Below are 26529 nucleotides of genomic sequence, written 5' to 3'. Positions count from 1 at the left end.
TATGTCCTTACACGCACTGAATAACAAATTTAGTTTTCTCTTTCTATTATAAATGATATAAAAATAATTAACCAAATATACATCCGACATTTTAATATAAAAAACCTTCCTTTTAGGAAGGTTCTTCTACATTATTAAATAAACTTACTAATAATGCTTTTTGAGCATGTAATCGATTACCAGCTTGCTCAAAAACGATAGACTGTGGTCCATCAATAATTTCTCCTGTTACTTCTTCTTCACGATGAGCAGGTAAACAGTGTAAGAAACGATATGTTTGCTTTGCATGCATAACAAGTTCTTTATTGATTTGATAAGGTTGAAATAAAGTATATTTCTCTTCTTCTCCATCTTGCCCCATACTCATCCAAACATCAGTATAAATAAAATCTGCTTCCTGTACCGCTAATTCAGGATTCTGCAAAATTTCAATTTCAGCGCCTGTTTCTTTAGCAATCGCTAACGCTTTTTTAACAATTTCCTCATTCGGTTCATACCCTACGGGTGTTGCCACAGTCATATTCATTCCGACTTTTGCACTCGCTAACAGTAACGAATGACACACATTATTCCCATCACCTACATAAGCCAATTTAATTCCTTTAAATGTATTCACTTCTTCATATATCGTCATTAAATCTGCTAATGCTTGACAAGGATGATGATCATCCGTTAATCCATTAATAACAGGAATGCTCGATTCTTTTGCCAGCTCTTCTACATCCGCGTGTGAGAATGTACGTATCATAATCCCATCAATATAATGAGACAGTACTTTCGCAGTATCAGAAACGGTCTCTCCTCTTCCGATTTGCATCTCCTTCCCACTTAAAAACATTCCATGTCCTCCGAGCTGTACCATTCCTGCTTCAAAAGATACACGAGTACGAGTTGAATGTTTATCAAAGATAAGCCCTAATATTTTACCTTGTAATAAAGGCTCTTGCTTATTCTTTTTTAAATATATAGCGAACTCAATTAAAGAAATAATTTCTTCTTTCGTTAATTCTTCTAGTGTTAAAAGATCTTTCGTATTTAATTTCGGTACTTGTACAGTTGACATGAAATTTCCCCCTTATATGATTGATACGTTTTTTGTACAAACTACTTTTTTTATCATATATACTGCCTGTTCTAACTCTTCATTCGTTACAATGAGTGGTGGTAATAGTCTTATGACATTAGGCCCTGCTTGTAATACGAGTAGCCCGTCTTTTTCAAGTTGTTCTATAAAATTTGAAACTTCATGCTTACATTCGATTCCAATCATAAGCCCCTTGCCACGAATATTTTGAATACATTCGACATGACATAACTCTTCTTGCAATCTCTTTAATACGTATTCGCCCTTTTCCTGTACGTCTTTTAAAAAGGATGGTTCCTTGCTTACCTGTAACACTTCTTTCGCAGCAGTCATCGCAATATAATTCCCTCCAAAAGTTGAACCGTGTGATCCCGCATTAAAAGAAGAGCCCAGTTCTTTCCTACCAATTACTGCTCCAACGGGAATACCATTTCCAAGAGCCTTAGCGATAGTAACGATATCAGGTTTTATTCCCATCTGTTCGTAAGCGAATAGTGTTCCGGTTCTTCCTATACCCGTTTGTACTTCGTCTATAATAAATAGAGAACCGTATTTATTACATAATATTTCGATTTCTTTTAAAAAAAACGAATCAGCTAGTATGACTCCGCCCTCTCCTTGAACAACTTCTATCATTACTGCCGCAACTTCTTCATTCATTACTTCCTCTAATGCTTGTATATCGTTAAAAGGGATATGTAAAAAAGACGGAAGTAGTGGACCAAACCCTTCTTTCACCTTATCTTGACCTGTTGCACTCATCGTTCCAAATGTTCTACCGTGAAAAGACTGCTCACATGTTACGACTAGAGATTTTCCAGTATGCTTACGAGCTAGCTTTAAAGCTGCTTCATTCGCCTCTGCCCCGCTATTACAAAAAAACACATAATCTAATGCTGTATTTTCTGTTACTAACGATGCAACCTCTTCTTGTAAGGAGTTTGTAAATAAATTCGATATATGCCATATGTCTCCAAGTTGCTTTTCAACCGCCTTTACAACAGTAGGATGACAATGTCCTAAATTACATACTCCAATACCGGAAGTGAAATCTACATATTGCTTACCATGTTTATCAATAACTTTCGTTCCATTCCCCTTTACAAACTCAACGTTTCTTCTTCCATACGTTTGAAAAAGATGACTCGTCATACAATACTCACGCCTTTCGTTACCGTCGTTCCGATACACTCGCCTGTGACCTCAGTAAAATCCTTTGTACCATTCACAATACTTACCTTTTGTACTCCCATTTTTAATGATGTAAGTGCCGCCTGTACTTTCGGAATCATCCCGCCTGTAATAACACCTTTTTCTATAAAAGTTGCAATTTCAGACTCATCCGTTTTCTTTACCAATTTCCCTTCATGTAATATCCCATCTACATCTGTAATGAAAATAAGTTCTTTTGCGGATAGCGCATCCGCAATCCCAGCTGCAGCAGTATCCGCATTTATGTTATACACCTCATTACCATTTATTCCGATTGGGGCAATAACAGGAATATAATTCATATCTATTAATTTTTTTAATAAGGTTGTTTCTACATAACTTACCTCTCCTACATATCCTATTTCTTCGCTGACAGGTTGAACTTGAAGTAAATTACCGTCACACCCTGAAAGCCCTACGGCCAGTAAATTATGCTTTTGTAAATTCATTACAAACTTTTTATTTGTACTACCACATAGCACCATTTGAACAACATCCATCACTTCTTTTGGTGTTACTCGTAATCCATCTCTTTTTTCCACTTTGATATGACACTCTTTTAATTTGGCATCAATTTCTGGGCCACCACCATGAACAATCACTACCTTATACTTCTGTTGCAATTTCTTTATACAATCAAAAAACACATCATTTAATTGATCCAACATGCTACCGCCGCATTTAATTACGATATAATCACTCATCTTCTCTCTCCTTATGTACGATAACAAGCGTTTATTTTTACATAATCATAACTTAAGTCGCATCCCCAAGCTGATCCGGTCTCTTTTCCTACATGTAAATACACATCAATAATAATTTCATGTTCTTTTAATTTCTTTTTCATTTCCTCTTCAGAAAATATTTGAGGTTCACTATTTTTTAGCACAACGATAGATTGAAGAGTAATATCAATTGTATTTGGATTAATCGTTACTTCACTTTGTCCAATACTGCTAATAATTCGCCCCCAATTTGGGTCTTCACCGTGTATTGCGGTTTTCACAAGACTTGAACCAACTATTTGCTTTGCAATTTTCTTTGCCTCTTCACTCGCTTTAGCCCCTAGCACATTTACTTCTATTAACTTCGTAGCACCTTCACCATCTTGTGCAATTTTTTTTGCTAAATCTTCACATACCTTCTGTAAAGTAAATACGAAAGTTTCCCAATCTGTGTGTTCCATATTGATTGGTTTCGTTTCCGACAATCCACTTGCCATAACGATGACCATATCATTTGTAGAAGTATCTCCATCTACCGTAATTTGGTTAAATGTATGATTCGTAATTTGTGATAATGCTGTTTGCAATACTTCATGCTCTATATTGGCATCTGTTGTAATAAAACTAAGCATCGTTGCCATATTCGGATGAATCATTCCTGAACCTTTAGCAACACCAGCGATAGTCACTTCTTTTCCATCAATAATCATCTCATAACAAGTTTCTTTCGTTATAAGATCCGTCGTTAAAATTGCTTCACAAAAAGAATGAGCTTCACTTACTTCTTTTGTCGGTATAAGAGATGTAACTCCCTTGCGGATGCTATCCATCGGTAAAGGTACTCCAATTACACCAGTTGAACCGACCGCAACGTAATTTTCTTTTACACCAAAGTGTTCTGCCCCTAATGTTCGTATCTCGTAAGCATCTTGCAAACCTTTCATTCCTGTACAAGCATTTGCATTTCCGCTATTAACGATAATTGCTTGTAATTTCCCTTCAGTTGCTATACTATCTTTCGTTACTTGCAGGGGTGCTGCTTGTATTTGATTTGTTGTATAAACAGCGGCGCATGATGCTGGTACGTCACAAACGATTGCACCTAAATCCTTTTTCTCCTTTTTCAAACCATTGCTAGTACCGATTGCCGAAAAGCCTTTCGGTGTTACAATTGAACCACTTTCTAATTTTGTAATAGACGCTACTTTAATCATCATGTCCCCCTTATGGATAAAGCGGCATATGCTGTAAACCTGTTGTCTCTTCCAATCCCACTAATACATTTGCGTTTTGAATCGCTTGCCCAGCCGCGCCTTTCATCATATTGTCTATAACAGAAACGACCGTAACTCTTTCTGTTCTTTCGTCGTAAGCTACCCCAATATCACAATAATTTGAGCCCCTTACTTCTTTCGGACTTGGAAATTCTCCATGAGAGCGAACTCGAACGAAAGCTGAGTATTCATACGTTTCTTCATACAATTTTTGAAGCTGCTCTATTTTCATTTCCTTTTTCACTTTCGCATAAAGTGTAATCATAATCCCCCGTGATATTGGTATTAAATGTGTACTAAACGTGATTGGCTTCATTTCACTATTCCACTCTGCAAGCATTTGCTCAATCTCAGGAATATGCTGATGGTGATTAACTTTATAAATGTGTAAGTTATCATATAACTCAGGAAAGTGAGCTATTGTTGTTGGCGTTTTGCCCGCTCCAGATACTCCTGATTTCGCATCAATAATAATGGAATCTTCTTCAATTATGCCGCTACGCATTAACGGCGCTATCGCTAATAATACAGCTGTAGCAAAACATCCTGGGTTTGCAATTAAATTTGCCTTTTGAATCTCAGTCCTTTTCCATTCACTTAACCCATACACTGCTTTTCTAAGAATTTCTTCTTTTGCTGCTGGCCTTTTATACCACAGTTCATATGACGAAGGATCTATCATACGAAAGTCTCCAGATAGGTCAATTACTTTTAAACCTTCTGCTACTAACTTGGGAGTTAACTCCGCCGATACTCCTGCTGGTGTTGCTAGAAATACGATTTCTGCTTCTTTCCCTATTGTCTCCACATCAATTTCTTGTAACGTATGAACGAGGACATTTCGAAGATGCGGATATACATTTGTTATACACTCACCAACTTGTGAAAAAGAATGAAGAGATGCTATAGAAAAATATGGATGTTGTTCTAATAAACGAATTAACTCAATGCCCCCATATCCAGTGGCTCCAATAATTGCGACTTTCATAAGTTCCTCCTCAAATCGATTCTTTAAATTAAGTATGATTATAATATTGTATATTTATAGAGTCAATTAAATATTTATAAATTTTAAAAACTAAAAAAACTTAATTTTACTAGAAAAACAATATACTCAACCGAATTTTTATACGAAAATAGTGCATAGTAGTTTTTTTATTTCACTTCAAGTACAATAAAAACAATACATACGTACATACAGGCGGGAAAAAATATGAATGAAAAATTAATTGAGAAAATGATTATAAAAAGTTTTCAGCAATATCAATGCAATCCTGTATCAAAAGAGGATCAGGAAATGTTAGTGAAACATATTCAAGCGATCATTCATTCGAATAATGAAATTGACGTATACGAGGCAATTGAGGATACCGTTTACGATTATGTGACTGGAAAATAAAAAAATAGGAGATTTCCATATGGAAATCTCCTATTTTTTACTTAATGATTTTCCCGCTACACGTTCAAATAAACCAGGGAATAAAGCATAGAGCTTAGGCCCCATTCCCATCCACTTCGGCAAATTCACTTCACGTTTTTTCGTTTGCATCGCCTTTACGATTTGTTCTGCTACATATGTTGGTTTTAACATGTAACGTCCCATATTTTTTACATATGTACCAGATTGATCAGCTATTTCAAAAAAGTTTGTATCTATCGGTCCTGGGTTAATTGCTGTTACATAAATATCTGTATTGGATAATTCCATGCGCAAACTATTCGTAAACCCTAATACGGCATGTTTCGTTGCTGCATACGCACTCGATTTCGGAGTTGCAATTTTCCCAGCAAGTGAAGCTATATTAATAATATGTCCTTCGTTTCTTTTTACCATATAAGGTAATACCACTTTCGTACAAGCTACTAGTCCAAATACATTTACTTGGAACATATCCTTTACTTCATCCATTGATGCCTCTTCAAACGTTTTAAAAATACCAAAACCCGCATTGTTTACCAATATATCAATACGTCCCACTTCTTGTAATACCTTTGAAAAAACAGATTGTACTTTCGTCTCTTCACTTACGTCTAATACATAATAATAGCAAGGCGTATTATAAGTTTTTTTTATTTTGTCTGCTAACGCTTGTAGTTTCTCCTCTGTTCGAGCCATTAATACTGGAGTCGCTCCCTGCTCTGCAACTTGCATTGCAACTTGCTCTCCAATTCCACTAGAAGCGCCTGTAATGACGATTACTTTTTCTTGTAAGCGTCCTGTCATTGCTGTCACCTACTTTGCATAATAAATCAATTGTTGCGAAGATTCATCAATCATCACTTGTTGATTATATGCTAAAAAGTCTAATTGTCCAACAGTTTCGGAGATAGTAAGCGGCAATTGTTCTTTATATAATACTGGAAATAGCTTCACACATACTTCAAATGCTGTCATCGGTTTTTCCTTTAATAACTCAAGTACTTTAAATGCACGTGTTTCTTGCTTTTGTAACCTCGTTTCAATAAGTTGTTTCACATTTAGAACATCTTCCCCATGCCCTGATAAAATACGTGAAATATTCATTTCACTTAAACGTTTTAACGTTTGATTGTATTGTAGCAATGGACGTGCTCTTTCCGTTTGCCCTTCATATGGTGGTTCTAATATTGGATTTGAAGAAATATGACTAATGAGAGCATCCCCACCAATTAATATCCCATCGGATTCTCTATATAAAGAAATATGAGTAGAAGCATGACCTGGGGTTTCAATTACTGTAAACCCAGGTAAAGAATCAATACGATCCCCCTCTCTCACAGTATGTGTTAACGATCTATTACAAGAATATTTAAGTGTCCTTGTCGTCAATAATGCCTCGTCATTCAAAAATGCTGCTGGAACACCGAACTGCAAGGCTGTCTCTCTAAAAAACTCATGATACCGCTTTAAAAACTCTGGATTTTGCGTGATCCACGGCTCATTCCAAGGGTGTCCAATAATATTCGTTTTCTCAGAAAATATATTTAAAAGTCCACAATGATCCGCATGATGATGCGTAATCACTACCGTTTCAATATCTTCTATCGTATAACCTAATGCACCTAATTGACTTTCTAACGCATTTTTTGCCTCTTCTGTATTCGTCCCTGTATCAATTAATGTTAATGTCTCCCCCTCAACTAAAAACACATTCACAGTCTCAACTGCAAATGGCACAGGAATCTCCATTCGGTGAATCGCCGTCATGCTTAGCCCCCCCTGACTCTTTCCGGTTCAAAAATGAATACCTCTTCAGTTTACAACTTCTATATAAATTTGTCATTATTTTCAGATAAAAAGAGGTGTTTTCTATAAAAAACCGAATGTATGTACATTTATAAGTATTTCTAACCAAGTTTAAAGGAGGAACATCATGTCTATTCAAAACATATCCTTTCTCGGTGCAGGCTCTATTGCCGAAGCGATTATTGGTGGATTGTTACACGCAAATGTAGTTAAAGGAGAACAAATTACCGTAAGTAATCGTTCTAACGAGACAAGGTTACAAGAGCTACATACAAAATATGGTGTCAAAGGTACGCATAACAAAAAAGAACTACTTGCTAATACAAATATTCTTTTTCTAGCAATGAAACCAAAGGATGTTGCAGAAGCGCTTACCCCTCTTAAAGAATATATAAATAAGGATTTGCTTATTATTTCGTTATTAGCAGGTGTTTCTACTCACTCGATTAGAAACCTACTTCAAAAAAACGTTCCGATCATTCGTGCAATGCCAAATACATCTGCCGCTATTTTAAAATCAGCTACCGCTATTTCGCCTTCAAAACATACAACAGCGGAACATATTCAAACTGCAAAATCTTTATTTGAAACGGTCGGTCTCGTCTCTGTTGTAGAGGAAGAAGATATGCATGCTGTCACTGCATTGTCTGGAAGTGGACCAGCTTATATTTATTACGTAGTAGAGGCGATGGAAGACGCCGCAAAAAAAATTGGTTTAAAAGAAGATGTTGCAAAATCGCTTATTCTTCAGACGATGATTGGTGCTGCTGAAATGCTAAAAGCAAGCGAAAAACACCCTTCTATTTTGCGAAAAGAAATTACATCTCCTGGCGGAACTACCGAAGCAGGCATTGAAGTATTACAGGAAAATAAATTTCAACAAGCACTCGTTTCTTGTATTACACAGGCAACGAAACGATCACATGATCTTGGAAAAACATTGGAACAACTCACAAAAGAAAAATAAAAATGGAGCTCAATCTTACTTGAGCTCCATTTTTTATCATCATATACTTTTAGTTATTACTCTTTCCAAAAATCTCTTCTTGTAGACGACGACCTGTCGGTGTTGCCGCAAGCCCGCCTTCAGCTGTTTCACGAAGTGCTACTGGCATCGTTTGTCCGATTCTAAACATTGCCTCAATCACTTCATCACATGGAATTGTACTCGTTACACCAGCTAATGATAAATCCGCTGAAATCATCGCATTTGAAGCACCCGCTGCATTACGCTTTACACAAGGTACTTCTACAAGTCCTGCAACAGGATCGCACACTAAACCAAGCATATTCTTTAATGAAATTGCCATCGCTGTAGCTGCTTGATCTGGTGTTCCACCAGCCATCTCAACTGCTGCTGCCGCTGCCATTCCACTTGCTGAACCAACTTCTGCTTGGCATCCTCCTGCCGCACCAGAAATACAAGCATTATTCGCAACTACCATACCGAAAGCTCCTGCTGTAAATAAAAATTCAATCATTTCTTCACGTGTAGGTTGTAATTTTTCTTTCAGTGCAAACAGTACACCTGGCACTGTTCCAGCAGAACCTGCTGTTGGTGTTGCACAAATAATCCCCATCGCCGCGTTTACTTCATTTGTTGCAACAGCTTTACTCACTGCGTCCAAAATCGTATCTCCAGATAAGCCTTTTCCGCTCTTCATATACGCTTGAACTTTTACAGCATCACCGCCAGTTAAACCAGTTGGTGATTTCACGCCGCGAATACCACGTTCTACTGCTTGTTCCATCACGACTAAGTTCTTTTCCATACCAGCAATTACTTCTTCACGTGAAATATGTCTTGTTTCCATTTCACATTGAATCATAATTTCTGCGATTTTTACATTTTGTTCTTTAGCTTGCGCCACTAGTTCCGCTGCGTTCCGAAACATGGTGTGTCCCCCCTGCAATTAATCCATAATAGTTACTTGACAAATATTTTGTTGCCCTTTTATTTCTTCAATCACTTCATCTGCTAACAATTCATCTGTTTCAATGACCATAAGCGCTCTTCTTCCTTTTTCTTTACGAGAAACGCTCATTGTACTAATGTTAATCTCGTGTTTCGCAAGAATGGAAGCTACAGCTGCGATAGCACCAAAGCGATCGTTATTTACAATAAGTAGTGCTGGACTCGTGCCTGTTAATTGAAGATCGAATCCGTTTAATTCTACAACTTCAATTTTACCGCCACCAATTGAGCAAGCAACAACTTCAATTTCCTCTTCACCTTTATACAGACGAATTTTCGCTGTATTTGGATGCGGAGCATTTGCATCTTCTTCAATGAATTCCACTTCAATCCCGCGTTCTTTTGCAATATCTAACGCACTTGGAATACGTAAATCATCTGTTTCAAATCCAAGTATTCCACCGATTAGCGCTACATCCGTACCGTGACCACGGTATGTTTTTGCAAATGAACCATATAATGAAATGCTAACTCTCTCTGGCTCATGACGAAACAGCTGACGAGCAACTTGCCCCATTCTTGCCGCGCCTGCTGTATGTGAACTTGATGGACCAATCATAACCGGACCAATAATATCAAACACTGAGCGGTACTTCATCATAACTCCCCCTAAACCTCTATGAAAAAAATTTATTCTACTATTTTATTAAGCTGCCACATTTGTTGCTGTTCCAGTTCTACCACGAATTTGTTCCGCTGTACGAATTGGATAGTTTTTGAATAAAATGAACCAATATCCTGAAATAATACCAGATACCATAATACATAAGAAATATAGCATTACTTTCATTTAAAACGATATAAGATAACCAGCAATAAATCCTGGTAGCAATCCAAAGTTTAACACAGAAGCCATTGCAAGCATAGCATAAACAGGTGATATAACCATTGCTAATACAACTAAATTTGCACCCGCTACTCAACCTAGACTACCTGCTGATGTTCTGAACTCTTTTAAAGAGTGGTATACCAATTAAATCCCCACCAACTTATTATTAAAAAAGCTTCTACTAAAGCACTTGCAACAGCTACACTAGCTAATCATACCGTTTAGCTAAAAAGTAAAAAAGACTTAGTACAAACAATGATATCTTTCCTATTATAATCTCCATATTACTCTCTCATGTTTTAGTCAACTTCACTTGTTACGACAATGACTAATATGCATGTGACTTATAATAAATTGTAATCTGCCCTCATTATAGCTTGTTTTTTATAAAACGCTTACTTTTGTTGAATTTTAAAAGTTCTGAATAAAAGTCCCTTTCTGCTATTTGTATTACTTGTATGTCATCTGACTTATATAACAGTTTTTCTAAATAATCATTATTACGTATTTTTATCCTATATATTCAAACCATTCTAAGTTTCTGTATCATCCAAGTTTAAGTATAAAATAATAACAGTTTTATTTTTAAAATTTTTTAGACATAAAAAAATGGTAACCTAATGTTACCATTTTTCTAAAAATCATTATTTTTCTACTGGAAATGATTTTAAATCTGTCGCTATTTCTGTATTAGGAAATAACTCTCGTGCCTCTTTCAATAATTCCTTATATGTATCTCCTTGATAACGAGAACTAATGTGAGTTAATATTAATCGTTTCGCATTTGCATGAAGTGCAATGCTCGCAGCTTGCTTAGATGTGGAATGAAAATAATCATGCGCTTGTTGTTCATCGTCTGCCGCAAAAGTTGCTTCATGAACAAGTACATCAGCATTTTGTGCTAGCTCTCTACTCGCTTCGCAATATCGTGTATCACCTAAAATGGTAATAATTCTTCCCTTTTGAGGCGGACCGATAAAATCTTTTCCATTTAGTATCGTACCATTCTCTAAGTCAACTACTTCTCCATCTTTTAAACGCTTAAAGATTGGCCCTGGTTTCACTCCCATTTCGAGCAATTTATCGACTAAAAGAACACCTTGTATATCTTTCTCTACAATACGATATCCAAAACATTCAATGCCATGTGACAATTTTTTCGTTTCTACATAAAACTCATTATCTTCAAACACAGTACCTTCTTCTGTTATCTCAACGATTTCAAGTGGATATTTCACATGTGTCGTACTTACTGATAATGCCACTTCAATAAATTGTTTAATTCCTTTTGGTCCGTACACTGTTAATTTTGTTGTTCCACCTTGAAACGAACGGCTACCCAATAAACCCGGCAATCCAAAAATATGATCGCCATGTAAATGCGTAATAAATATTTTTTCAATGCGGCGTGGACGTACAGACGTATGTAGTATTTGATGTTGCGTCGCCTCGCCACAATCAAATAACCAAGTCTGTCCTCGTTCTTCTAACAACTGCAAAGCAATTGCTGAAACATTCCTTCCTTTTGAAGGAACACCTGCACCAGTTCCTAAAAATACAAATTCCACTTTCTTTCCTCCAGCTCTTTATATAATCTATCTTTCATCTTACGGAATGTTATTTCAAATGGCAAATTGAATTTACATAACCAATCATCTAGACAACTATATAACACGAACGTTATACTCAAAAAATTTAGCTATCGTTCGTGTTTTGTGGTAAAATGATTGTACTACATTTTAAGGGAGCGTTTTATTATGAAAGAAGTATTTCGTTTACAAACTGATTTTTCATCTTCATTTGATCGCTGGGTAAGTTCTTTCGTGTCTGATCACCCAGCACAATTAGAATGGACGACTTTAAAAGAATTAATCCATGAATATACAACATCACATACAAATGAGACATTACCAACATATATTTCTTCAGCTTTAACATATTACGCACAACGCGTTTCAACAACAAATAACTCAGAAATTGTTATTTTTGAAAATCCTACAATCTCATAATCTATTATAAAAAGCACTGTAATGAGTGCTTTTTATTTATGTTCATTATTTTTTATTTTTCCAACTTATTCTCAAAAAATACAACTTATTTCATACTATATACCCTTCATAAATCTATTTGATTTTTCAAAAAAACAGATTAAAAAGATATTGACACTACGATTTTACAGTGCTAACATTCAACATGTAATTGAATATGGTCTCTGTTAGGTGAGGCTCCTGTATAGAGAAACGCTGCTGCCCAAAAATGTCGAGAGACGCCAATGGGTCAACAGGAAAGGTCGGAATGAAGGCCTTTTTTAACGTAGCTGGTTTCAGTACCTATGCTATACAGTGCTAAAACTCAACGAGGGAGAGGTGCATGTATTTTGTCATACACAAAAACTGTTTTTAGCTATGTTTACTAACAGGCTTTCGTGTGGACGTTTTTCAACTGTGAATTCAGACCTTTACTCGTTGTGAGTAAAGGTCTTTTTTATGTCTTTATGCACCTGACTATGAAACAAACATAGCATATTCAGAAACTATTAAATTGGACGGAGGTGAGGAACAGTGGCAAGTGATGATTCGGCCCAGATACCCATATGTTTTACGTTCATATTTCATCATGTAGGTAGGAAAGAAGCTGTTCCTCCTAATTTTAAATAGTCGAGTAACAGATTGTTTCCTCCTTCATGACAAAGGAGGAACTACCGATGTTAAATTTACAAAGACAAGAAGCAAAGCATGCTTACGATCAAGATAGCATGCAAACAAATAACAAAGTATTAGTGGAAGTTGCAACACAAGATATAAACTCTGCATTAAAACTTCTAGAAACTACAGAAAATGGACTCTCTAAACAAGAAGCGTCCCGTAGACTTTCTTTATATGGTCCGAACGAAATTGCTCATAATAAAACATTGCCGTGGTACATTCAATTTCTGCTGGCATTTAAAAATCCATTTATTTTTGTTTTATTAGCTCTTGGAGCGCTCTCTTTTTTCACAGATGACATGCAAGGAACAATTGTCGTATCTGTAATGATACTGCTAAGTTCAACGATTCGCTTTTTACAAGAATTCCGCTCTCAAAAAGCCGCGGATAAATTAAAGGCTATGGTTCGAGCAACCGCGAGCGTCTTTAGAATAGATGGATTTGTACACGAAACAAAAAACGTAACGAATTTAAATCGAAATTATACAATAGAAATTCCAATTGAAGAACTTGTACCTGGCGATATTATTTCACTTTCAGCCGGTGACATCGTTCCAGCTGATGTGCGTATTTTATCAGCTAAAGATTTATTTGTTAATCAGTCTTCATTAACCGGGGAAGCACTTCCTGTAGAAAAATACGAAAACTGCTACCATACAGAAAACAAGCATATCTTACCGAAAAATATGAAAAAAAATTTCAATCCACTCGATATGGAAAACCTTTGCTTTATGGGTACGAATATTGTAAGTGGTAGCGCAAAAGCTGTTGTCGTTTCAACAAGTACCGATACGTATTTCGGCTCTTTAGCGAATAAAGTAATCGGAAAGCGCGCAGAAACAAGCTTTGATAAAGGTGTAAACAAAGTAAGCTGGCTCTTAATTACATTCATGCTTATTATGGCGCCCATTGTCCTTCTCATTAATGGATTCACAAAAGGTGATTGGCAAGAAGCTTTCTTCTTCGCTATCGCTATTGCAGTTGGTCTTACACCTGAAATGTTACCAATGATTGTAACTGCTAATTTAGCTAAAGGTGCTGTGAACATGTCTAAGCAAAAAGTTATTGTAAAACAGCTAAATTCTATTCAAAACTTAGGCGCGGTGAACATTCTTTGTACAGATAAAACTGGGACATTGACAGAGGATAAAGTTGTTCTTGTTAGACATTTAGATCCTACTGGTAATACATGCGATCGTGTATTACAGTTTGCATATTTAAATAGCTTCTATCAAACCGGATTGAAAAATTTAATAGATAAAGCTGTTATTGAGCATACAGAAGAAAAACAAAAGTTCGACCCTTCAACGTTTCAAAAACTAGATGAAATTCCATTTGATTTTGCCCGCCGTCGCATGTCCGTCATCGTCAAAGACATCTCAGGTGAACATACAATGGTTTGTAAAGGTGCCGTAGAAGAAATTTTATCCATTTGTAACTACACTGAAGCAAACGGAAAGATTGTTCAACTTACCGAGGAAATGCGCTCAAATGTCAAACAACTAAGTGAGACATTGAATGGCGAAGGTATGCGTGTAATTGCTGTAGCTTATAAAAAAGATAGAAAAATAAATGATAAAGAGTACGCGGTAAAAGATGAAACTAATATGATTCTCGCTGGATATATTGGCTTTTTAGATCCACCGAAACCATCTGCAGCTGTTGCTATTCAAGCATTACAGAAACATGGTGTACAAGTAAAAATTTTAACTGGTGATAATGAAATTGTTACAAAAAAAGTTTGTAAAGAAGTTGGATTGGATATTGGTGAGCCTATCCTTGGCTACGAGATCGATTCTTTACCAGATAAAGCATTAGTAAAACTAGCCGAAGAATCAACAGTGTTCGCAAAACTAAATCCAATGCAAAAATCTCGCATTATTCGTGCCTTACAGGGGAACGGTCATACAGTAGGTTATATGGGGGATGGTATTAACGATGCCGTAGCACTACGTGATGCTGACGTTGGAATATCTGTTGATACTGCAACTGATATCGCAAAAGAGTCTTCCGATATTATTCTACTTGAAAAAAGTTTAACTATATTAGAAGCGGGTATTTTAGAAGGACGCACTACGTTCGGAAATATTTTAAAATATATTAAAATGACGGCTAGCTCTAACTTTGGAAATGTATTTAGTGTGTTAGTGGCAAGTGCTTTCATTCCCTTTTTACCGATGCTTGCCATTCACCTTTTAATTCAAAACTTGCTTTACGATATTTCACAGCTGTCTATTCCATGGGACAAAATGGATAAAGAATTTTTAGAAAAACCGAGAAAATGGGATACTGCAAACTTACGGAACTTCATTATTTGTATCGGTCCAATTAGTTCCATATTTGATATTATCACATACGTAGTCATGTGGAATGTCTTCGGTGCAAATACACCTAGCGAACAATCATTATTCCAATCTGGTTGGTTTGTCGTTGGACTGCTCACACAAACTTTAATCGTTCACATGATAAGAACACAGAAGATTCCATTCATTCAAAGTACTGCATCAGCACCGGTACTTTTATTAACCGCTTGTATTATGGCAATCGGAATTTATATTCCATTCTCACCGCTTGGTGCGGCCGTTGGTTTACAAGCATTACCACTTAGCTATTTCCCTTGGCTAGTAGGAATACTATTAGGCTATGCTTTCTTAACACAATTCCTGAAAAAAGTTTATATTAAAAAGTTTCATAGCTGGTTATAAAGTGAAACTTTAATCAGTGGGGGTTTTTTTCATCCCCCACTGATTATTAGCCCACACCAATCGGGCTTTTACGGGCAGCCCGACCCCCACCTAACTGTTTTGTTTTCGCTTAATTTTGAGGTGGGGGTCTTACTGCCCGTAAATAGCGGGATAAAAACGAGAATGAGTGGGTACTCCCCACTCATTCTTAAAAACATAACACGTACTTATATGTATGGAGGTGACCATGATGGTATGGTATGACATTGTATTAAGATTATTTATCGCAATTATTATAGGTGCTTGCATCGGAATGGAAAGGCAATGGAGACACCGGATGGCCGGTTTACGGACAAATGCTCTCGTATCACTTGGTGCCTGTATATTTGTTTTATTATCCGTCATGCTTGATCATGATGCTAGCCCCTCACGTATTGCTGCTCAAGTTGTTAGTGGGATTGGCTTTTTAGGAGGCGGTGTGATTATCCGTGACGGTTTTAGTATTAGAGGATTAAATACTGCTGCTACTTTATGGTGTGCTGCTACTTTATGGTGTGCTGCTGCTGTCGGTACTCTTACAGGCGCTGGTTTTCTCCTTGCAGCTATATTAGGTGCAACCGGCGTTTTACTAGCAAATATACTACTTCGCCCGATCGCTCTCTTTATGAATAAAAAATCAAAAGAAGAATCACCTGAACAAACAAACTACTTCCTTTCTCTTACTTGTTCCGAAGAAAATGAAGCACATATTCGTTTTTTACTCATGCACATGGTAAGTACAGAAGGTCTCGGTTTAAAAGAGTTATATAGTGAAGATGTAGATTCTAAGCAAAAAGTCTGTATACAGGCTACATTACATTGCAAGACAAATGCGGCTATCTTAATTGAAAAAATAATAAGTAGAATGTTATTAGAATCTGGCGTTACTGCTGCTGGGTGGAAGACTTCTTTAAATTTAGAAGCGAGTTAAATATGAAAGGTGTCATGATATTTACTACTTCATGACACCTTCTACATAAACTTATTTTCTAACTTTTGTTGAAACGACTTCTCTTGCTTACGTAGTAGTTGACTACCTCGTTGTAAAAGCGGTGTTCCATACTTATCATTAATTTGATCAATGACAGCAAGTAACGGTTCTTTTTTCGCATCCTCTTCAAATGAAAACAAATCTAATTGTTTCACCGATTCTGTCTTCCACTCTATTTCAGTAGCTGTAACACCTAGTAAACGAACGGAATCACCATCCCAATGTTGCTTCCATAAACGGGATGCTGCTTGAAAAATATCGCGTTCTTCCCAAATGGCATTTTTCAATTGCTTACTCCGTGTTACCGTTCGCCTATCATGGTATTTAATCATAATTTGAATATTATAGCTGACAAGAGTTCGCTTTTGTAATCTTTTACTCACTGATTTTGATAAACGTTCTAACATATCAAGTAACTCTTTCTCTTCATCCATATCCTTTGAAAAGGTCGTCGAATTACCGACACTTTTATGCTGTCCCATTTGACTCGGATCAACTTCTCTATCATCCATACCTTTTGCACGCCTTTGTAAATCAACACCGTGCTTTCCAATTTTAGCGCGAATGATATGCTCGTCTCCCTTTGCCAATTGTTCAATTGTCTGTATATGAATATCATTTAATTTTTCAGCTGTTTTCTCACCAATTCCATGCATGGCTCCAACTGGAAGTGGCCAAATCAATTCTGGAATATCACGTTTTCGAAGTACAGTAATACCAAGAGGCTTTTTCATATCTGAAGCGGTCTTTGCTAGAAAAAGATTTGGAGCAATCCCAATACTACACGGAAGCTGTAGCTCTGTTAACAACGCTTGTTGAATCATCTTTGCTATTTCAAGAGGCGAACCGAGTGCATAGCAATCTGTAATATCTAAATATCCTTCATCTATAGAGACTGGTTGTATCTTTTCTGTAAAACGGGAAAGGATTTGAAACATTTGAAATGAAGCTTCACGATATAATGTGAAATTAGGACGCCTTACAACTAATTGTGGGCATAACCTTTTCGCTTCCCAAAGAGGCATCGTCGTACGTATTCCATATTCTCTCGCCTCATAACTACACGTTATAATAATTCCTTTTCTCTCTTTTTCATTTCCAGCAACCGCTAATGGCTTTCCTTGTAATGATGAATCATGAGCAATTTCAACAGATGCGAAAAAACAATTCATATCCACATGTAAAATAACACGGCCATTTTTCGGATACATTTCTCGCATAGTACTACCCCCTCCAAAGAACATTTGTTCCTTCATTATACCAAATTCATGTACAATATAATAATTACTTATTCTTTTTATCCTTATTTTGCTATACTTAATACGTAAGATGGATATTATTGTAAAAGTAGTGACTTATTATGAAATCTAATAGTAAACTTAACTCTACCTTTCTCATTATTATATTAATCCTCTTAATTAATTACTTACTACTCCCCATTTTTAATATTAATACAGCTGGACTCCTCCCTCGTTTACTAAGTATCGTAACAACTTATATATTGCCATGGATTTTCTTATATTGGTTTATCCGCCTAGTGAAAGCAGTTGAGTCAAAATAAAAAAGACGTGTAAACCATAATTGGTTCACACGTCTTTTTTATTTTATTACTTCGCTACTTCTTCAATAATTGCAACAACTAATTCTGCTGTTTTCGCTAATTCTTCAACAGGAATCTTCTCGTTTGTTGTATGAATTTCTTCATAACCAACCGCTAAGTTAACTGTTGGAATACCGTGTCCTGCAATTACGTTTGCATCACTTCCGCCACCACTTTGGTGAAGAGAAGGTGTGCGACCAATTTTTTCAGCTGCACGTTTTGCAACTTCTACAACGTGGTCGCCATCAGCAAATTTAAATCCTGGGTACATAACGTTTATTTCAACGTCTGCTTGACCACCCATATCTTTTGCAGTTGTTTCAAATGCTTCTTTCATTTTCGCAACTTGTTCTTCCATTTTCTCGTTGATTAAAGAACGAGCCTCTGCAAAGATTTGTACATGATCACAAACGATATTTGTTTGTGTACCACCTTCAAAACGTCCAATATTTGCAGTCGTTTCAGAATCAATACGACCAAGTGGCATCTTCGCAATTGCTTTCGCTGCGATCGTAATTGCAGATACACCTTTTTCTGGTGCTACACCAGCATGAGCTGTTTTCCCGCGAATAATTGCGTTCACTTTCGCTTGTGTTGGAGCTGCAACAACGATTTCACCAACTTTTCCATCGCTATCTAATGCGTAACCATATTTCGCTGTAATGCGCTCACGGTCTAATGCTTTTGCACCAACAAGTCCAGATTCTTCTCCAACTGTAATAATAAATTCAATTTTACCATGAGGAATATTTTTCTCTTTTAACACACGAATTGCTTCGAACATTGACGCTAATCCTGCTTTATCATCCGCACCTAAAATTGTAGTACCATCTGATACGATATATCCATCTTTAATAGAAGGCTTAATTCCATTACCAGGAACTACTGTATCCATATGAGAAGTAAAGTAAATTGTATCCACGCCATCTTTTGTTGCTGGTAAAGTACAAATTAAGTTACCTGCACCATGACCAGTTACAGACATTGTGTCATCTTCAAATACTTCTACACCTAAATCTGTAAATTTCTTTGTTAATACTTTGCAGATTTCTGCTTCAAATTTCGTTTCAGAATCTACTTGTACTAATTCCATAAATTCATTTACTAAACGTTCTTGATTAATCATAAGACTGCGCCTCCTGCACTACCATTATGTATGTAACACTACTAATTATAACAGAATTTCGCAAAAGTTTCGAAATACAAGACAAAAAACAGACGGTTTATATGTCTAGATAACCATCTGCTTTCGATTACTCATTTAACAATACCCAGCGCATATGATCTTCCCACACTCCATTTACCATTAACATCTTCCTAGATACACCCTCATACTGGAAGCCTATTTTCGTCACTACTTGTATAGATGCTAAATTACGCGGCATAATTGGTGCTTCTATACGATGTAAATGAAATTCCTCAAAAGCAACTGCAATTGCTTTTCTAAGCGCTTCTGTCGTATAACCTTTATTTAACTCTTCCTTATCTAATTTATAACTGAGTACACAAGATTGATAAATACCACGAACGATTAAATTAAATGAAATACAGCCAATTATTTTCGTGTCATCACCTTTTTTAAAAATCCATAGCCTAATGATCTTACCTTCTGTAAACTCTTTTCTATCCTTTTGTAGCTTTTTCTTTTGATAATCTAACGTAAAAAAATCCTCCGGTCTATACTCTTCCCAAGCTTTTAAAAATTCACGATTTCTGTCGTAATATTGAAGAATTTTTTCAGCATACGACTCATCGATTTCCCTTAAATGTAAGCGACCTGTCTCATATATTTTCATCATCGTATCTCCATTCTTCAGCTTGCAAAACAAAAACTCACAATCTATCTTTTAATATATTCTCTATGCATACTTAAATTTCCTGTTATATTTTGCAACCCCTTCCCGAAATTTGTCCTTTCTCTCCCCTTGTCCACAGTTTCATTTCTCGTTACAATGAAGGTGTACTGATTTGCAAGGAGGTTTAACGATGCATAAAAAAGCTCAAAAAGTTATGGTTTATATCATGCTAATTTCTATGCTTGTAACAACATTACTTGCTGGCGCAAGTATGTTTTGGTAAAAAGGGCGATGTGTTCGTCCTTTTTTTACGTTTTACACATAATAAAATAAACCATCTCGACATCGAGATGGTTTATTTTATATAAAACACAACCGCTACAATACTAAAGGAAAATGCCATTACTAACGCTATCACAAAACTCGTGTACTGTTTCTGCTGAAACGCCCCAATAACAAAAGTAAGATTAAGTAATGCCATCAATACAACCGCTACAACGTAAGAGCATATATTAAAAGTTGCCAATATGAATGTAATCACAAATAGAAAGCCAATAAAAAACTGCATATACGAAATTTTTGGATTCAAGTACATATGAGCAACCCCTTTACCTATTTTTATCCCGCATTAACGGGGAATAACCTCGCACTGATTAAAGTTTCACTTTATCTTTCTATATTTTCATTAACGCATGGTTATGTACACATGTCAAGACAACTTATGATAAAAGAAAAAGCCAACCTTTGCGTTGGCTTTTTCATATGCAATGGCACCTTTTTCTTTTGCCAATTGCTGAAATGTTTTTTTCGACTTCACAATCCACACTTTTGTTCCAATTGGAATGCGATCAAATAAATATTCCACATCGTTTTTCTTCATTCTTATACATCCTTGTGAAATATACTTTCCAATTGAACTTGGTTGGTTTGTTCCATGTATTCCATATTTACTCCCATCAGTTCCTCTTGCATTAAACCCAATCCACCTTGATCCAAGTGGATTTTTTGGTGAACCACCTGGAATATCTTTTGCAATATAGTACGGATCCTTCGCTTTCATTACAATATCAAAAGTTCCTTCTGGGGTTAATTCATTCGTTTTTCCTGTCGCTACGGGAAAAATCTTTTGAATTTTCCCATCGTCAATGTAAGCTAGTTTATTCGTCGCTTTATTTACAATAATGAAAGGATCTCCGGCACGTGGATTATCACCAAGAGGCCAAATCGGCGATAAAGAAAGACATAATATGAAAGAGAGAAGATACGGCATAAATAATTCCTACCTTCTATATAAGTTCTTTTATATTATCCTTTCCCTTAAAGCGACTTTTAATGAGTAAATATTGCTCCATTTCATATACAAGTTGAACAAGTTTTGCACGTATTTCAAATTCTTCACGTGTGACTGGTAACGGCATTTCTCTAAACAATTCCCTCATTTCTTGAAGCTGCCTTAAGGAAATAACACCTGTACTTTCAGGGCTAATTGCATTCCCAATATTTTCAACAACATCGGCAATCATATCAGCCTGTTCATATGTCCACGATAAAGAGGCTGCCAATGGTATCATTCTCTCTAAAATTTCGAATTGTTGCATGCGCATATTAAAGTAACGATAGTAATAATCATCTTCGCGCATAAATGCATTCTCCAGCTTCTTAAAAGATAAATCTCTTGCTTCATTTAGCATATTCTCGGTTTCAATGAGTTCTGCCCCGCTCCAACTACTTTCTCGATTTCGTAAATACACAACCATTTCAAACAATATCGTTTTAAAATTACTTTCTATTTTATTCCGATACTCTCTTAGCTTATTTTCACTACTTGGCATATACATGTTCACTAATAACGCCACACTAATTCCTATCGTTAATATAGCAATTTCATTTCCAACTATAAGCCATGTAATGTGTTTCAATGAATATAGATGCATAACAATAACTGAACTCGTGACGATGCCTTCTTGAATTTTCAACATAACTGCAGTCGGAATAAATGTAAGTAATAATACGCTAATTGCAAGTGGGGTATAGCCAATTGTTTCAAAAATGCAAAATGCGAATACCATTGATAATACACAAGCTAAAAATCGATGTACCGATACTTGAAGTGATTTACGCTTCGTATTTTGTACACATAATATAACTAAAATACCTGCTGAACTATAAAATTCTAACCCTAATAACTGAGCAATAAAAACTGCCGCTCCTGTCCCTATTGCTGTTTTTACTGTACGGTATCCAATTTTAAACATATCATTACTCCTATATGTATAAACGTATTTACAGTTAGTATAAAAAAAGGATGACACAATGTCATCCTTTTCTACTTATTATTCACATAACCTTTTCATATTACAATATTTTTTGTAAAAATTGTTGCGCACGTTCACTTTTTGGTGCTGCAAAAAATTGTGCTGGCGGACTGTCTTCTACAAGGTTTCCTCCGTCTAAGAAAAGAACGCGATCTGCCACCTCTTTTGCAAATCCCATTTCATGTGTAACGATAGCCATCGTCATTCCTGTCGTCACTAATGATTTCATAACTTCTAGCACTTCCTTCACCATCTCTGGATCTAGAGCAGATGTCGGTTCATCAAATAACATTACTTCCGGTTCCATCGCTAACGCTCTCGCTATCGCTACACGTTGCTTTTGTCCCCCTGAAAGGCGATTCGGATACGTATCTTTTTTATTTAACAAGCCTACTTTTTCTAAAAGTTTCTCGGCTTTCTTTTCAGCCTCTTGTTTCGTTACTCCTTTTACATTGATAGGAGCATACGTAATATTTTCTAATACAGTCATATGAGGGAATAGGTGAAAATGCTGAAATACCATTCCTACATTTTCACGAACGTGCATTATATTCGTTTTCGGATTCGTTACTTCTTCCGTTCCAATCCAAATGTGACCATTTGTTGGTGCTTCTAGCACATTCATACAGCGTAAAAATGTTGATTTCCCTGATCCGGACGGTCCGATAATTGCAACTACTTCCCCTTTTTCAATCGTTGTTGTAATGCCTTTTAATACTTCGTTTTTCCCGAATGATTTATGAAGGTTTTCAATTTTAATCACTTTTTTTCATTCTCCCTTCAATTGCCTTCCCGACTAATGTAAGAATAATGACTAGCGTATAGTAGATCAGACCAACAAATAGTAGCGGCTCAAGATATTTAAACGTTTCACCGCCTACAATGTAAGCGCGGCGCATTAAATCCGTCGCACCTATTACTGTTACTACAGCCGACTCTTTCGTAAGCGTCGCAAACTCGTTTACAAGTGCCGGTAATATATTTTTTAAAGCTTGGGGAAAAATAATATTTCGCATCATTTTTCCATATGGAATTCCTAAAGCCATCGCTGCTTCTGTTTGTCCTTTATCAACCGCTTGAATGCCGGCACGGATGACTTCTGACATATATGCACCTGAATTCAAACTAAATGCTAGTACAGCCGCTAAAAAGGCTGGTATCTCATAACCAATTATTTGCGGGACACCGAAATAAATAATCATTAATTGCAATACAAGTGGTGTACCACGGAAAATTGATGTATAAAGATCTGCCGCTATATTTAATGCTCGTATTCTAGCAATCTTACAAAGTGCTAATAACGTTCCTAAAATAAATCCTGCTAAAGCTGATACTGCTACAATTTTCAAAGTAACTTCTAGCCCTTTTAATATATACGGTATCGAAGGCGTAATCGCTGAAAAATCCAAGTTCATTCTTTTCATTCCCTTCACAGAAAAGTGAAAGGCAGCTTATTTTCCGCTGCCAAACCACTTCTTCACTAATTTATCCATTTCTCCGTTTTCTTGCATTTTTTTAATCACTTTATTAAATTCAGCTGTTTTATTACTGTTTTTCGGGAGGGCAATTGCCGCTCCTACTTCTTCTGGTGCTTCTTTAATTTCAATTCCTTGTAAATCTTTCATTTTCTCTAAATAATTTTTCGCTACTGTATCTTCTAAAATCGCCGCATCAAAACGACCCGCTTTAATTTCTTGTACAATTTCTGGTATACGGTCACGTCCCTCAGCTTTGAAATCAACTTGTTTTTTAAATTCCGTCGCCTTCTCTTCTTGAATAGATCCTGTTTGTACCCCTACTTTTTTCCCTTTTAAATCTTCTACTGATTTAATGTTAGAATCCTTTTTAGAAACAATCATGTTTTTCGCAACAAAATATATATCTGTAAAATCTACATTATTTTTACGCTCTGCCGTTGGCGTCATACCTGCCATTACAAAATCAACTTTTCCTGAGCTAAGAGACGCTAATAAACCACCAAAATCCATATCTTTCACTTTCACTTCATACCCAAGTTCTTTTCCGATATACTTTGCAATATCAATGTCAAAGCCAATAATTTCATCACTCTTTGAAGCTTCTACATATTCATAAGGTTTATAGTCTGCTGAAGTTCCCATTACAAGTACTTTCTTATTTCCTTTTTCTTCTTTTATGTCCCCATTACTACACGCACTAAACATACTTACAATTAAAATAAGTGCAAACGATATCGATAATAACTTCTTCATCTTTCTTCCCCCTAATAATGTATATTTAAAAGTTTAATAGAATATTTATTCGATGTTTGTATTGTATCAGCAGTTTTATTTTTATGCAATATATAAAATAAAAATAAATAAAATAACATTAAATAACGCATTCTCAATGCATAAAAAACTGCATAACAAAACAAGATGATGTATATTCCATCGTTTTGTATAATTAATAAAAAAAGCGGTACACCCACTTAATCGTGGGCGTACCGCCTTTTCACTTATTTATAGTTCTTCACAATTCTCTTCAAAATACGATTGTAATTTCGCAATAACTTGCATCGGTTCATGACCTTCAATTTCATGACGTTCTACCATCGTTACAATTTTTCCATCTTTTAATAAAGCAAATGATGGAGAAGAAGGTGGATACCCTTCAAAATATTCACGAGCTCTTGCTGTTGCTTCTTTATCTTGACCTGCAAACACCGTTACAAGATGGTTAGGACGTTTATCATAATGTACGGAATGCGCAGCAGCAGGGCGAGCAATACCACCTGCACAACCACATACAGAGTTTACCATTACAAGTGTTGTACCATTTCTTTTAAACGCTTCTTCAACTGCTTCTGGTGTCGTTAATTCTGTATATCCAGCAGAAACGATCTCTTCACGCGCTTGACGAACAACATCATTCATAAAAAAGTTAAAATTAATCAATCTTTTCCCTCCTCTAAATCTACCTATTTGTATCTTACCAGTTAATGTTTATGAAATACAAGTAAGTTTACTTGTATTTAAGCATAGAAAAGGTGTTAGAGCTCTTGCTCTAACACCTTTTCTCAATGACCACGATGTTTTTGCTTTGCTTTTTGTACTTTTATAAAACGTTTTCTCTGCTTTTCAGCTTCCCGTTTCTCTTTAGATTGCACTTTCTGTTCTTGTTTATGCAGTTCATAAGATAAACTAATTGCTTCTTGTGCCTTTGTAAAACGTTTTACATTTACTTCTTTTGCCGCTTCTCGTATGATACGTTTTATATTTTTTGGACGCTGTTTTTCTTTAACGTCCACACCACATTTTGCAACGTGCTGGAAATATGCTAACATTGGACCATTCACAAATATAAGTACTTCCTCGTCTGAAGGTTCCATTCCAAAAATATACCTCGCTCCATACAATTTCCCTTTTTCTTTATGCGTAATAATTCCTACAAAAAATTGACCGTCGTGATATACTGTCAAATCCATTGACAGCCCCTCCTTTAATAAAATTAGAAATATTGGACATCCCGGAGGGGAAGGTTACTGACATGAAATCATGCGTCTGGACTACCGACCAGAGCTGTGTTTTTATATTTCTTTCATTATTATATATTCATTTCCATAATTTTCATATATTCAACAATCATTTTTTTATGCGATCCAACAATATAGTCAGGTAGCTCCGTTACTGGAAAGAATTTAAGCTGAACCGCCTCTTCTTTATTCATAACAAAATGTCCTTCGTATTCATCCGTATAATAGGCTGTCGTTACAGATTGAAATTCATCACCGTTTGCTAATTTTGTAAAGTAGTTCGCTCCAGAAAACACATTGATTAATCGTAAGTTCTTTACTTCTATACCTGTCTCTTCATATACTTCACGGTAAGCTGTTTCTTCTGGTGATTCACCAAGCTCCATGAGCCCGCCAGGCAGCCCCCATTTTCCATACGGTTCTGTTCGTTGTTGCAATAATACATCTCCATGTTCATTTATAACGAGTACAACAGCACCAACTAAAATTAAAGGGCGATGACCAACTATTTTTCGTAATTCTTCTACATATCCCATCGTATCGCCTCCTTTTTCGTTGTCCACACTATTGTATCATATGTA

The 26529-nt window shown here is 36.1% G+C and carries 30 protein-coding genes and 1 riboswitch; of the genes, 7 read left to right on the top strand and 23 right to left on the bottom strand.

Annotated elements, in window-relative coordinates:
* Nucleotides 1-112: 112 nt before the first annotated feature.
* From argF to argC, 5 genes are read right to left on the bottom strand one after another with little or no spacing between them, the layout of a single operon-like run.
* Nucleotides 113-1063, bottom strand: coding sequence for an ornithine carbamoyltransferase (argF, locus tag JDS81_RS03005; protein WP_097952999.1), 951 nt, complete (start codon nucleotides 1061-1063; stop codon nucleotides 113-115).
* Between the two features lie 12 nt (nucleotides 1064-1075).
* The gene (locus tag JDS81_RS03000) at nucleotides 1076-2236 is read right to left on the bottom strand and encodes an acetylornithine transaminase (RefSeq protein WP_000200529.1); all 1161 of its coding nucleotides are present in this window, start codon (nucleotides 2234-2236) and stop codon (nucleotides 1076-1078) included.
* On the bottom strand, nucleotides 2233-3000 hold the full coding sequence (gene argB, locus JDS81_RS02995; protein WP_001286769.1) for an acetylglutamate kinase: 768 nt from the start codon (nucleotides 2998-3000) through the stop codon (nucleotides 2233-2235). Before argB ends, JDS81_RS03000 begins: the two co-directional genes overlap by 4 nt.
* 11 nt (nucleotides 3001-3011) lie before the next feature.
* The gene (gene argJ / locus JDS81_RS02990) at nucleotides 3012-4235 is read right to left on the bottom strand and encodes a bifunctional glutamate N-acetyltransferase/amino-acid acetyltransferase ArgJ (RefSeq protein ID WP_000598404.1); all 1224 of its coding nucleotides are present in this window, start codon (nucleotides 4233-4235) and stop codon (nucleotides 3012-3014) included.
* A gap of 10 nt (nucleotides 4236-4245) precedes the next feature.
* The gene (gene argC, locus JDS81_RS02985) at nucleotides 4246-5283 is read right to left on the bottom strand and encodes an N-acetyl-gamma-glutamyl-phosphate reductase (RefSeq protein ID WP_097952998.1); all 1038 of its coding nucleotides are present in this window, start codon (nucleotides 5281-5283) and stop codon (nucleotides 4246-4248) included.
* 225 nt (nucleotides 5284-5508) lie between these two features.
* Here argC and JDS81_RS02980 point away from each other — a divergent pair, with 225 nt between their 5' ends.
* Nucleotides 5509-5694, top strand: coding sequence for a YqzH family protein (locus tag JDS81_RS02980; RefSeq protein ID WP_001003213.1), 186 nt, complete (start codon nucleotides 5509-5511; stop codon nucleotides 5692-5694).
* A 30-nt stretch (nucleotides 5695-5724) separates the two neighbouring features.
* Here the strand turns inward: JDS81_RS02980 and JDS81_RS02975 are convergent, their stop codons facing one another.
* Together JDS81_RS02975 and JDS81_RS02970 are read right to left on the bottom strand one after the other, a co-directional pair.
* Entirely contained in the window at nucleotides 5725-6519 is a 795-nt protein-coding gene (locus tag JDS81_RS02975; protein ID WP_097952997.1) for an SDR family oxidoreductase, read from the bottom strand.
* Between the two features lie 9 nt (nucleotides 6520-6528).
* Nucleotides 6529-7482, bottom strand: coding sequence for an MBL fold metallo-hydrolase (locus tag JDS81_RS02970; RefSeq protein ID WP_000125110.1), 954 nt, complete (start codon nucleotides 7480-7482; stop codon nucleotides 6529-6531).
* A 166-nt stretch (nucleotides 7483-7648) separates the two neighbouring features.
* Between JDS81_RS02970 and proI the strand changes: the two genes are divergently transcribed.
* Nucleotides 7649-8488, top strand: a complete 840-nt coding sequence (gene proI / locus JDS81_RS02965) for a pyrroline-5-carboxylate reductase ProI (RefSeq protein ID WP_000027276.1) — start codon at nucleotides 7649-7651, stop codon at nucleotides 8486-8488.
* Nucleotides 8489-8537: 49 nt separating this feature from the next.
* Here proI and sdaAA read toward each other — a convergent pair whose 3' ends face one another.
* From sdaAA to rnz, 4 genes are all read right to left on the bottom strand, one after another.
* Nucleotides 8538-9416, bottom strand: coding sequence for an L-serine ammonia-lyase, iron-sulfur-dependent, subunit alpha (gene sdaAA, locus JDS81_RS02960; protein ID WP_000489451.1), 879 nt, complete (start codon nucleotides 9414-9416; stop codon nucleotides 8538-8540).
* Nucleotides 9417-9434: 18 nt separating this feature from the next.
* On the bottom strand, nucleotides 9435-10094 hold the full coding sequence (gene sdaAB / locus JDS81_RS02955) for an L-serine ammonia-lyase, iron-sulfur-dependent subunit beta (protein ID WP_000877455.1): 660 nt from the start codon (nucleotides 10092-10094) through the stop codon (nucleotides 9435-9437).
* A 48-nt stretch (nucleotides 10095-10142) separates the two neighbouring features.
* Nucleotides 10143-10286 (bottom strand): hypothetical protein, encoded by a 144-nt coding sequence (locus JDS81_RS02950; protein ID WP_000867046.1) that lies wholly within the window; start codon nucleotides 10284-10286, stop codon nucleotides 10143-10145.
* Nucleotides 10287-10969: 683 nt separating this feature from the next.
* The gene (rnz, locus tag JDS81_RS02945) at nucleotides 10970-11893 is read right to left on the bottom strand and encodes a ribonuclease Z (protein WP_097952996.1); all 924 of its coding nucleotides are present in this window, start codon (nucleotides 11891-11893) and stop codon (nucleotides 10970-10972) included.
* A gap of 189 nt (nucleotides 11894-12082) precedes the next feature.
* On the opposite strand from rnz, the gene JDS81_RS02940 reads away from it, so the two are divergent.
* The 3 genes from JDS81_RS02940 (at nucleotide 12083) to JDS81_RS02930 (ending at nucleotide 16684) form a co-directional block, all read left to right on the top strand.
* The gene (locus JDS81_RS02940; protein WP_000665711.1) at nucleotides 12083-12334 is read left to right on the top strand and encodes a DUF3932 family protein; all 252 of its coding nucleotides are present in this window, start codon (nucleotides 12083-12085) and stop codon (nucleotides 12332-12334) included.
* Between the two features lie 195 nt (nucleotides 12335-12529).
* A riboswitch (M-box (ykoK) riboswitch) is annotated at nucleotides 12530-12697 on the top strand.
* 332 nt (nucleotides 12698-13029) lie between these two features.
* Nucleotides 13030-15735: a magnesium-translocating P-type ATPase gene (mgtA, locus tag JDS81_RS02935; protein ID WP_142316300.1), complete on the top strand. Its 2706-nt coding sequence runs from the start codon at nucleotides 13030-13032 to the stop codon at nucleotides 15733-15735.
* A gap of 229 nt (nucleotides 15736-15964) precedes the next feature.
* Nucleotides 15965-16684: an MgtC/SapB family protein gene (locus JDS81_RS02930; protein ID WP_199688496.1), complete on the top strand. Its 720-nt coding sequence runs from the start codon at nucleotides 15965-15967 to the stop codon at nucleotides 16682-16684.
* 41 nt (nucleotides 16685-16725) lie between these two features.
* Here the strand turns inward: JDS81_RS02930 and JDS81_RS02925 are convergent, their stop codons facing one another.
* A complete protein-coding gene (locus JDS81_RS02925; RefSeq protein WP_087949748.1) occupies nucleotides 16726-17964 on the bottom strand; it encodes a DNA polymerase IV in 1239 nt (412 codons plus the stop codon).
* Between the two features lie 140 nt (nucleotides 17965-18104).
* Between JDS81_RS02925 and JDS81_RS02920 the strand changes: the two genes are divergently transcribed.
* On the top strand, nucleotides 18105-18305 hold the full coding sequence (locus tag JDS81_RS02920; protein ID WP_002093303.1) for a hypothetical protein: 201 nt from the start codon (nucleotides 18105-18107) through the stop codon (nucleotides 18303-18305).
* Nucleotides 18306-18351: 46 nt separating this feature from the next.
* Here JDS81_RS02920 and JDS81_RS02915 read toward each other — a convergent pair whose 3' ends face one another.
* Entirely contained in the window at nucleotides 18352-19470 is a 1119-nt protein-coding gene (locus tag JDS81_RS02915; RefSeq protein WP_000609820.1) for a tripeptidase T, read from the bottom strand.
* A gap of 127 nt (nucleotides 19471-19597) precedes the next feature.
* Complete coding sequence (locus JDS81_RS02910) at nucleotides 19598-20143, bottom strand: GNAT family N-acetyltransferase (RefSeq protein ID WP_002044843.1); 546 nt, start codon at nucleotides 20141-20143, stop codon at nucleotides 19598-19600.
* A 187-nt stretch (nucleotides 20144-20330) separates the two neighbouring features.
* Between JDS81_RS02910 and prli42 the strand changes: the two genes are divergently transcribed.
* A complete protein-coding gene (gene prli42 / locus JDS81_RS02905) occupies nucleotides 20331-20423 on the top strand; it encodes a stressosome-associated protein Prli42 (RefSeq protein WP_000549039.1) in 93 nt (30 codons plus the stop codon).
* Nucleotides 20424-20495: 72 nt separating this feature from the next.
* Here prli42 and JDS81_RS02900 read toward each other — a convergent pair whose 3' ends face one another.
* The 9 genes from JDS81_RS02900 to JDS81_RS02860 form a co-directional block, all read right to left on the bottom strand.
* Nucleotides 20496-20735: a DUF3894 domain-containing protein gene (locus tag JDS81_RS02900; RefSeq protein ID WP_000281161.1), complete on the bottom strand. Its 240-nt coding sequence runs from the start codon at nucleotides 20733-20735 to the stop codon at nucleotides 20496-20498.
* 114 nt (nucleotides 20736-20849) lie between these two features.
* The gene (locus tag JDS81_RS02895; RefSeq protein ID WP_001146537.1) at nucleotides 20850-21410 is read right to left on the bottom strand and encodes a L,D-transpeptidase; all 561 of its coding nucleotides are present in this window, start codon (nucleotides 21408-21410) and stop codon (nucleotides 20850-20852) included.
* A gap of 16 nt (nucleotides 21411-21426) precedes the next feature.
* Nucleotides 21427-22395 carry an aromatic acid exporter family protein gene (locus JDS81_RS02890; RefSeq protein WP_000472694.1) on the bottom strand — a complete coding sequence of 323 codons (969 nt, stop codon included), beginning with the start codon at nucleotides 22393-22395 and terminating at the stop codon, nucleotides 21427-21429.
* A 100-nt stretch (nucleotides 22396-22495) separates the two neighbouring features.
* Nucleotides 22496-23218 carry an amino acid ABC transporter ATP-binding protein gene (locus tag JDS81_RS02885; protein WP_000590220.1) on the bottom strand — a complete coding sequence of 241 codons (723 nt, stop codon included), beginning with the start codon at nucleotides 23216-23218 and terminating at the stop codon, nucleotides 22496-22498.
* Complete coding sequence (locus JDS81_RS02880) at nucleotides 23211-23870, bottom strand: amino acid ABC transporter permease (RefSeq protein ID WP_001046918.1); 660 nt, start codon at nucleotides 23868-23870, stop codon at nucleotides 23211-23213. The genes JDS81_RS02885 and JDS81_RS02880 overlap by 8 nt, the downstream gene beginning before the upstream one ends.
* A 36-nt stretch (nucleotides 23871-23906) precedes the next feature.
* Nucleotides 23907-24686, bottom strand: coding sequence for a transporter substrate-binding domain-containing protein (locus tag JDS81_RS02875; RefSeq protein ID WP_097952994.1), 780 nt, complete (start codon nucleotides 24684-24686; stop codon nucleotides 23907-23909).
* Between the two features lie 249 nt (nucleotides 24687-24935).
* Nucleotides 24936-25349, bottom strand: coding sequence for a BrxA/BrxB family bacilliredoxin (locus JDS81_RS02870; protein WP_001979317.1), 414 nt, complete (start codon nucleotides 25347-25349; stop codon nucleotides 24936-24938).
* 143 nt (nucleotides 25350-25492) lie between these two features.
* Nucleotides 25493-25900 carry a YjdF family protein gene (locus JDS81_RS02865; protein ID WP_002044836.1) on the bottom strand — a complete coding sequence of 136 codons (408 nt, stop codon included), beginning with the start codon at nucleotides 25898-25900 and terminating at the stop codon, nucleotides 25493-25495.
* Nucleotides 25901-26019: 119 nt separating this feature from the next.
* Nucleotides 26020-26484, bottom strand: coding sequence for an NUDIX hydrolase (locus JDS81_RS02860; protein ID WP_000542539.1), 465 nt, complete (start codon nucleotides 26482-26484; stop codon nucleotides 26020-26022).
* Nucleotides 26485-26529 lie beyond the last annotated feature (45 nt).

It is taken from the genome of Bacillus cereus group sp. N31 (assembly GCF_016483245.1).
Classification (GTDB): Bacteria; Bacillota; Bacilli; order Bacillales; family Bacillaceae_G; genus Bacillus_A; species Bacillus_A toyonensis.
This window is presented reverse-complemented; position numbering and strand designations above follow the sequence as displayed.

Coding starts and splice junctions, on each gene's coding strand:
- JDS81_RS02875 (WP_097952994.1), bottom strand. CDS start 24,686: ATGAAGAAGTTATTATCGATATCGTTTGCACTTATTTTAATTGTAAGT.
- JDS81_RS02950 (WP_000867046.1), bottom strand. CDS start 10,286: ATGAAAGTAATGCTATATTTCTTATGTATTATGGTATCTGGTATTATT.
- JDS81_RS02900 (WP_000281161.1), bottom strand. CDS start 20,735: ATGTACTTGAATCCAAAAATTTCGTATATGCAGTTTTTTATTGGCTTT.
- JDS81_RS02930 (WP_199688496.1), top strand. CDS start 15,965: ATGGTATGGTATGACATTGTATTAAGATTATTTATCGCAATTATTATA.
- JDS81_RS02880 (WP_001046918.1), bottom strand. CDS start 23,870: ATGAACTTGGATTTTTCAGCGATTACGCCTTCGATACCGTATATATTA.
- prli42 (WP_000549039.1), top strand. CDS start 20,331: ATGCATAAAAAAGCTCAAAAAGTTATGGTTTATATCATGCTAATTTCT.
- JDS81_RS02895 (WP_001146537.1), bottom strand. CDS start 21,410: ATGCCGTATCTTCTCTCTTTCATATTATGTCTTTCTTTATCGCCGATT.
- JDS81_RS02910 (WP_002044843.1), bottom strand. CDS start 20,143: ATGATGAAAATATATGAGACAGGTCGCTTACATTTAAGGGAAATCGAT.
- JDS81_RS02870 (WP_001979317.1), bottom strand. CDS start 25,349: ATGAATGATGTTGTTCGTCAAGCGCGTGAAGAGATCGTTTCTGCTGGA.
- JDS81_RS03000 (WP_000200529.1), bottom strand. CDS start 2,236: ATGACGAGTCATCTTTTTCAAACGTATGGAAGAAGAAACGTTGAGTTT.
- JDS81_RS02980 (WP_001003213.1), top strand. CDS start 5,509: ATGAATGAAAAATTAATTGAGAAAATGATTATAAAAAGTTTTCAGCAA.
- sdaAB (WP_000877455.1), bottom strand. CDS start 10,094: ATGAAGTACCGCTCAGTGTTTGATATTATTGGTCCGGTTATGATTGGT.
- JDS81_RS02890 (WP_000472694.1), bottom strand. CDS start 22,395: ATGTTTAAAATTGGATACCGTACAGTAAAAACAGCAATAGGGACAGGA.
- sdaAA (WP_000489451.1), bottom strand. CDS start 9,416: ATGTTTCGGAACGCAGCGGAACTAGTGGCGCAAGCTAAAGAACAAAAT.
- JDS81_RS02920 (WP_002093303.1), top strand. CDS start 18,105: ATGAAATCTAATAGTAAACTTAACTCTACCTTTCTCATTATTATATTA.
- mgtA (WP_142316300.1), top strand. CDS start 13,030: ATGTTAAATTTACAAAGACAAGAAGCAAAGCATGCTTACGATCAAGAT.
- JDS81_RS02975 (WP_097952997.1), bottom strand. CDS start 6,519: ATGACAGGACGCTTACAAGAAAAAGTAATCGTCATTACAGGCGCTTCT.
- argB (WP_001286769.1), bottom strand. CDS start 3,000: ATGAGTGATTATATCGTAATTAAATGCGGCGGTAGCATGTTGGATCAA.
- JDS81_RS02970 (WP_000125110.1), bottom strand. CDS start 7,482: ATGACGGCGATTCACCGAATGGAGATTCCTGTGCCATTTGCAGTTGAG.
- proI (WP_000027276.1), top strand. CDS start 7,649: ATGTCTATTCAAAACATATCCTTTCTCGGTGCAGGCTCTATTGCCGAA.
- argJ (WP_000598404.1), bottom strand. CDS start 4,235: ATGATTAAAGTAGCGTCTATTACAAAATTAGAAAGTGGTTCAATTGTA.
- JDS81_RS02915 (WP_000609820.1), bottom strand. CDS start 19,470: ATGATTAATCAAGAACGTTTAGTAAATGAATTTATGGAATTAGTACAA.
- JDS81_RS02865 (WP_002044836.1), bottom strand. CDS start 25,900: ATGGATTTGACAGTATATCACGACGGTCAATTTTTTGTAGGAATTATT.
- JDS81_RS02925 (WP_087949748.1), bottom strand. CDS start 17,964: ATGCGAGAAATGTATCCGAAAAATGGCCGTGTTATTTTACATGTGGAT.
- argF (WP_097952999.1), bottom strand. CDS start 1,063: ATGTCAACTGTACAAGTACCGAAATTAAATACGAAAGATCTTTTAACA.
- JDS81_RS02860 (WP_000542539.1), bottom strand. CDS start 26,484: ATGGGATATGTAGAAGAATTACGAAAAATAGTTGGTCATCGCCCTTTA.
- JDS81_RS02940 (WP_000665711.1), top strand. CDS start 12,083: ATGAAAGAAGTATTTCGTTTACAAACTGATTTTTCATCTTCATTTGAT.
- argC (WP_097952998.1), bottom strand. CDS start 5,283: ATGAAAGTCGCAATTATTGGAGCCACTGGATATGGGGGCATTGAGTTA.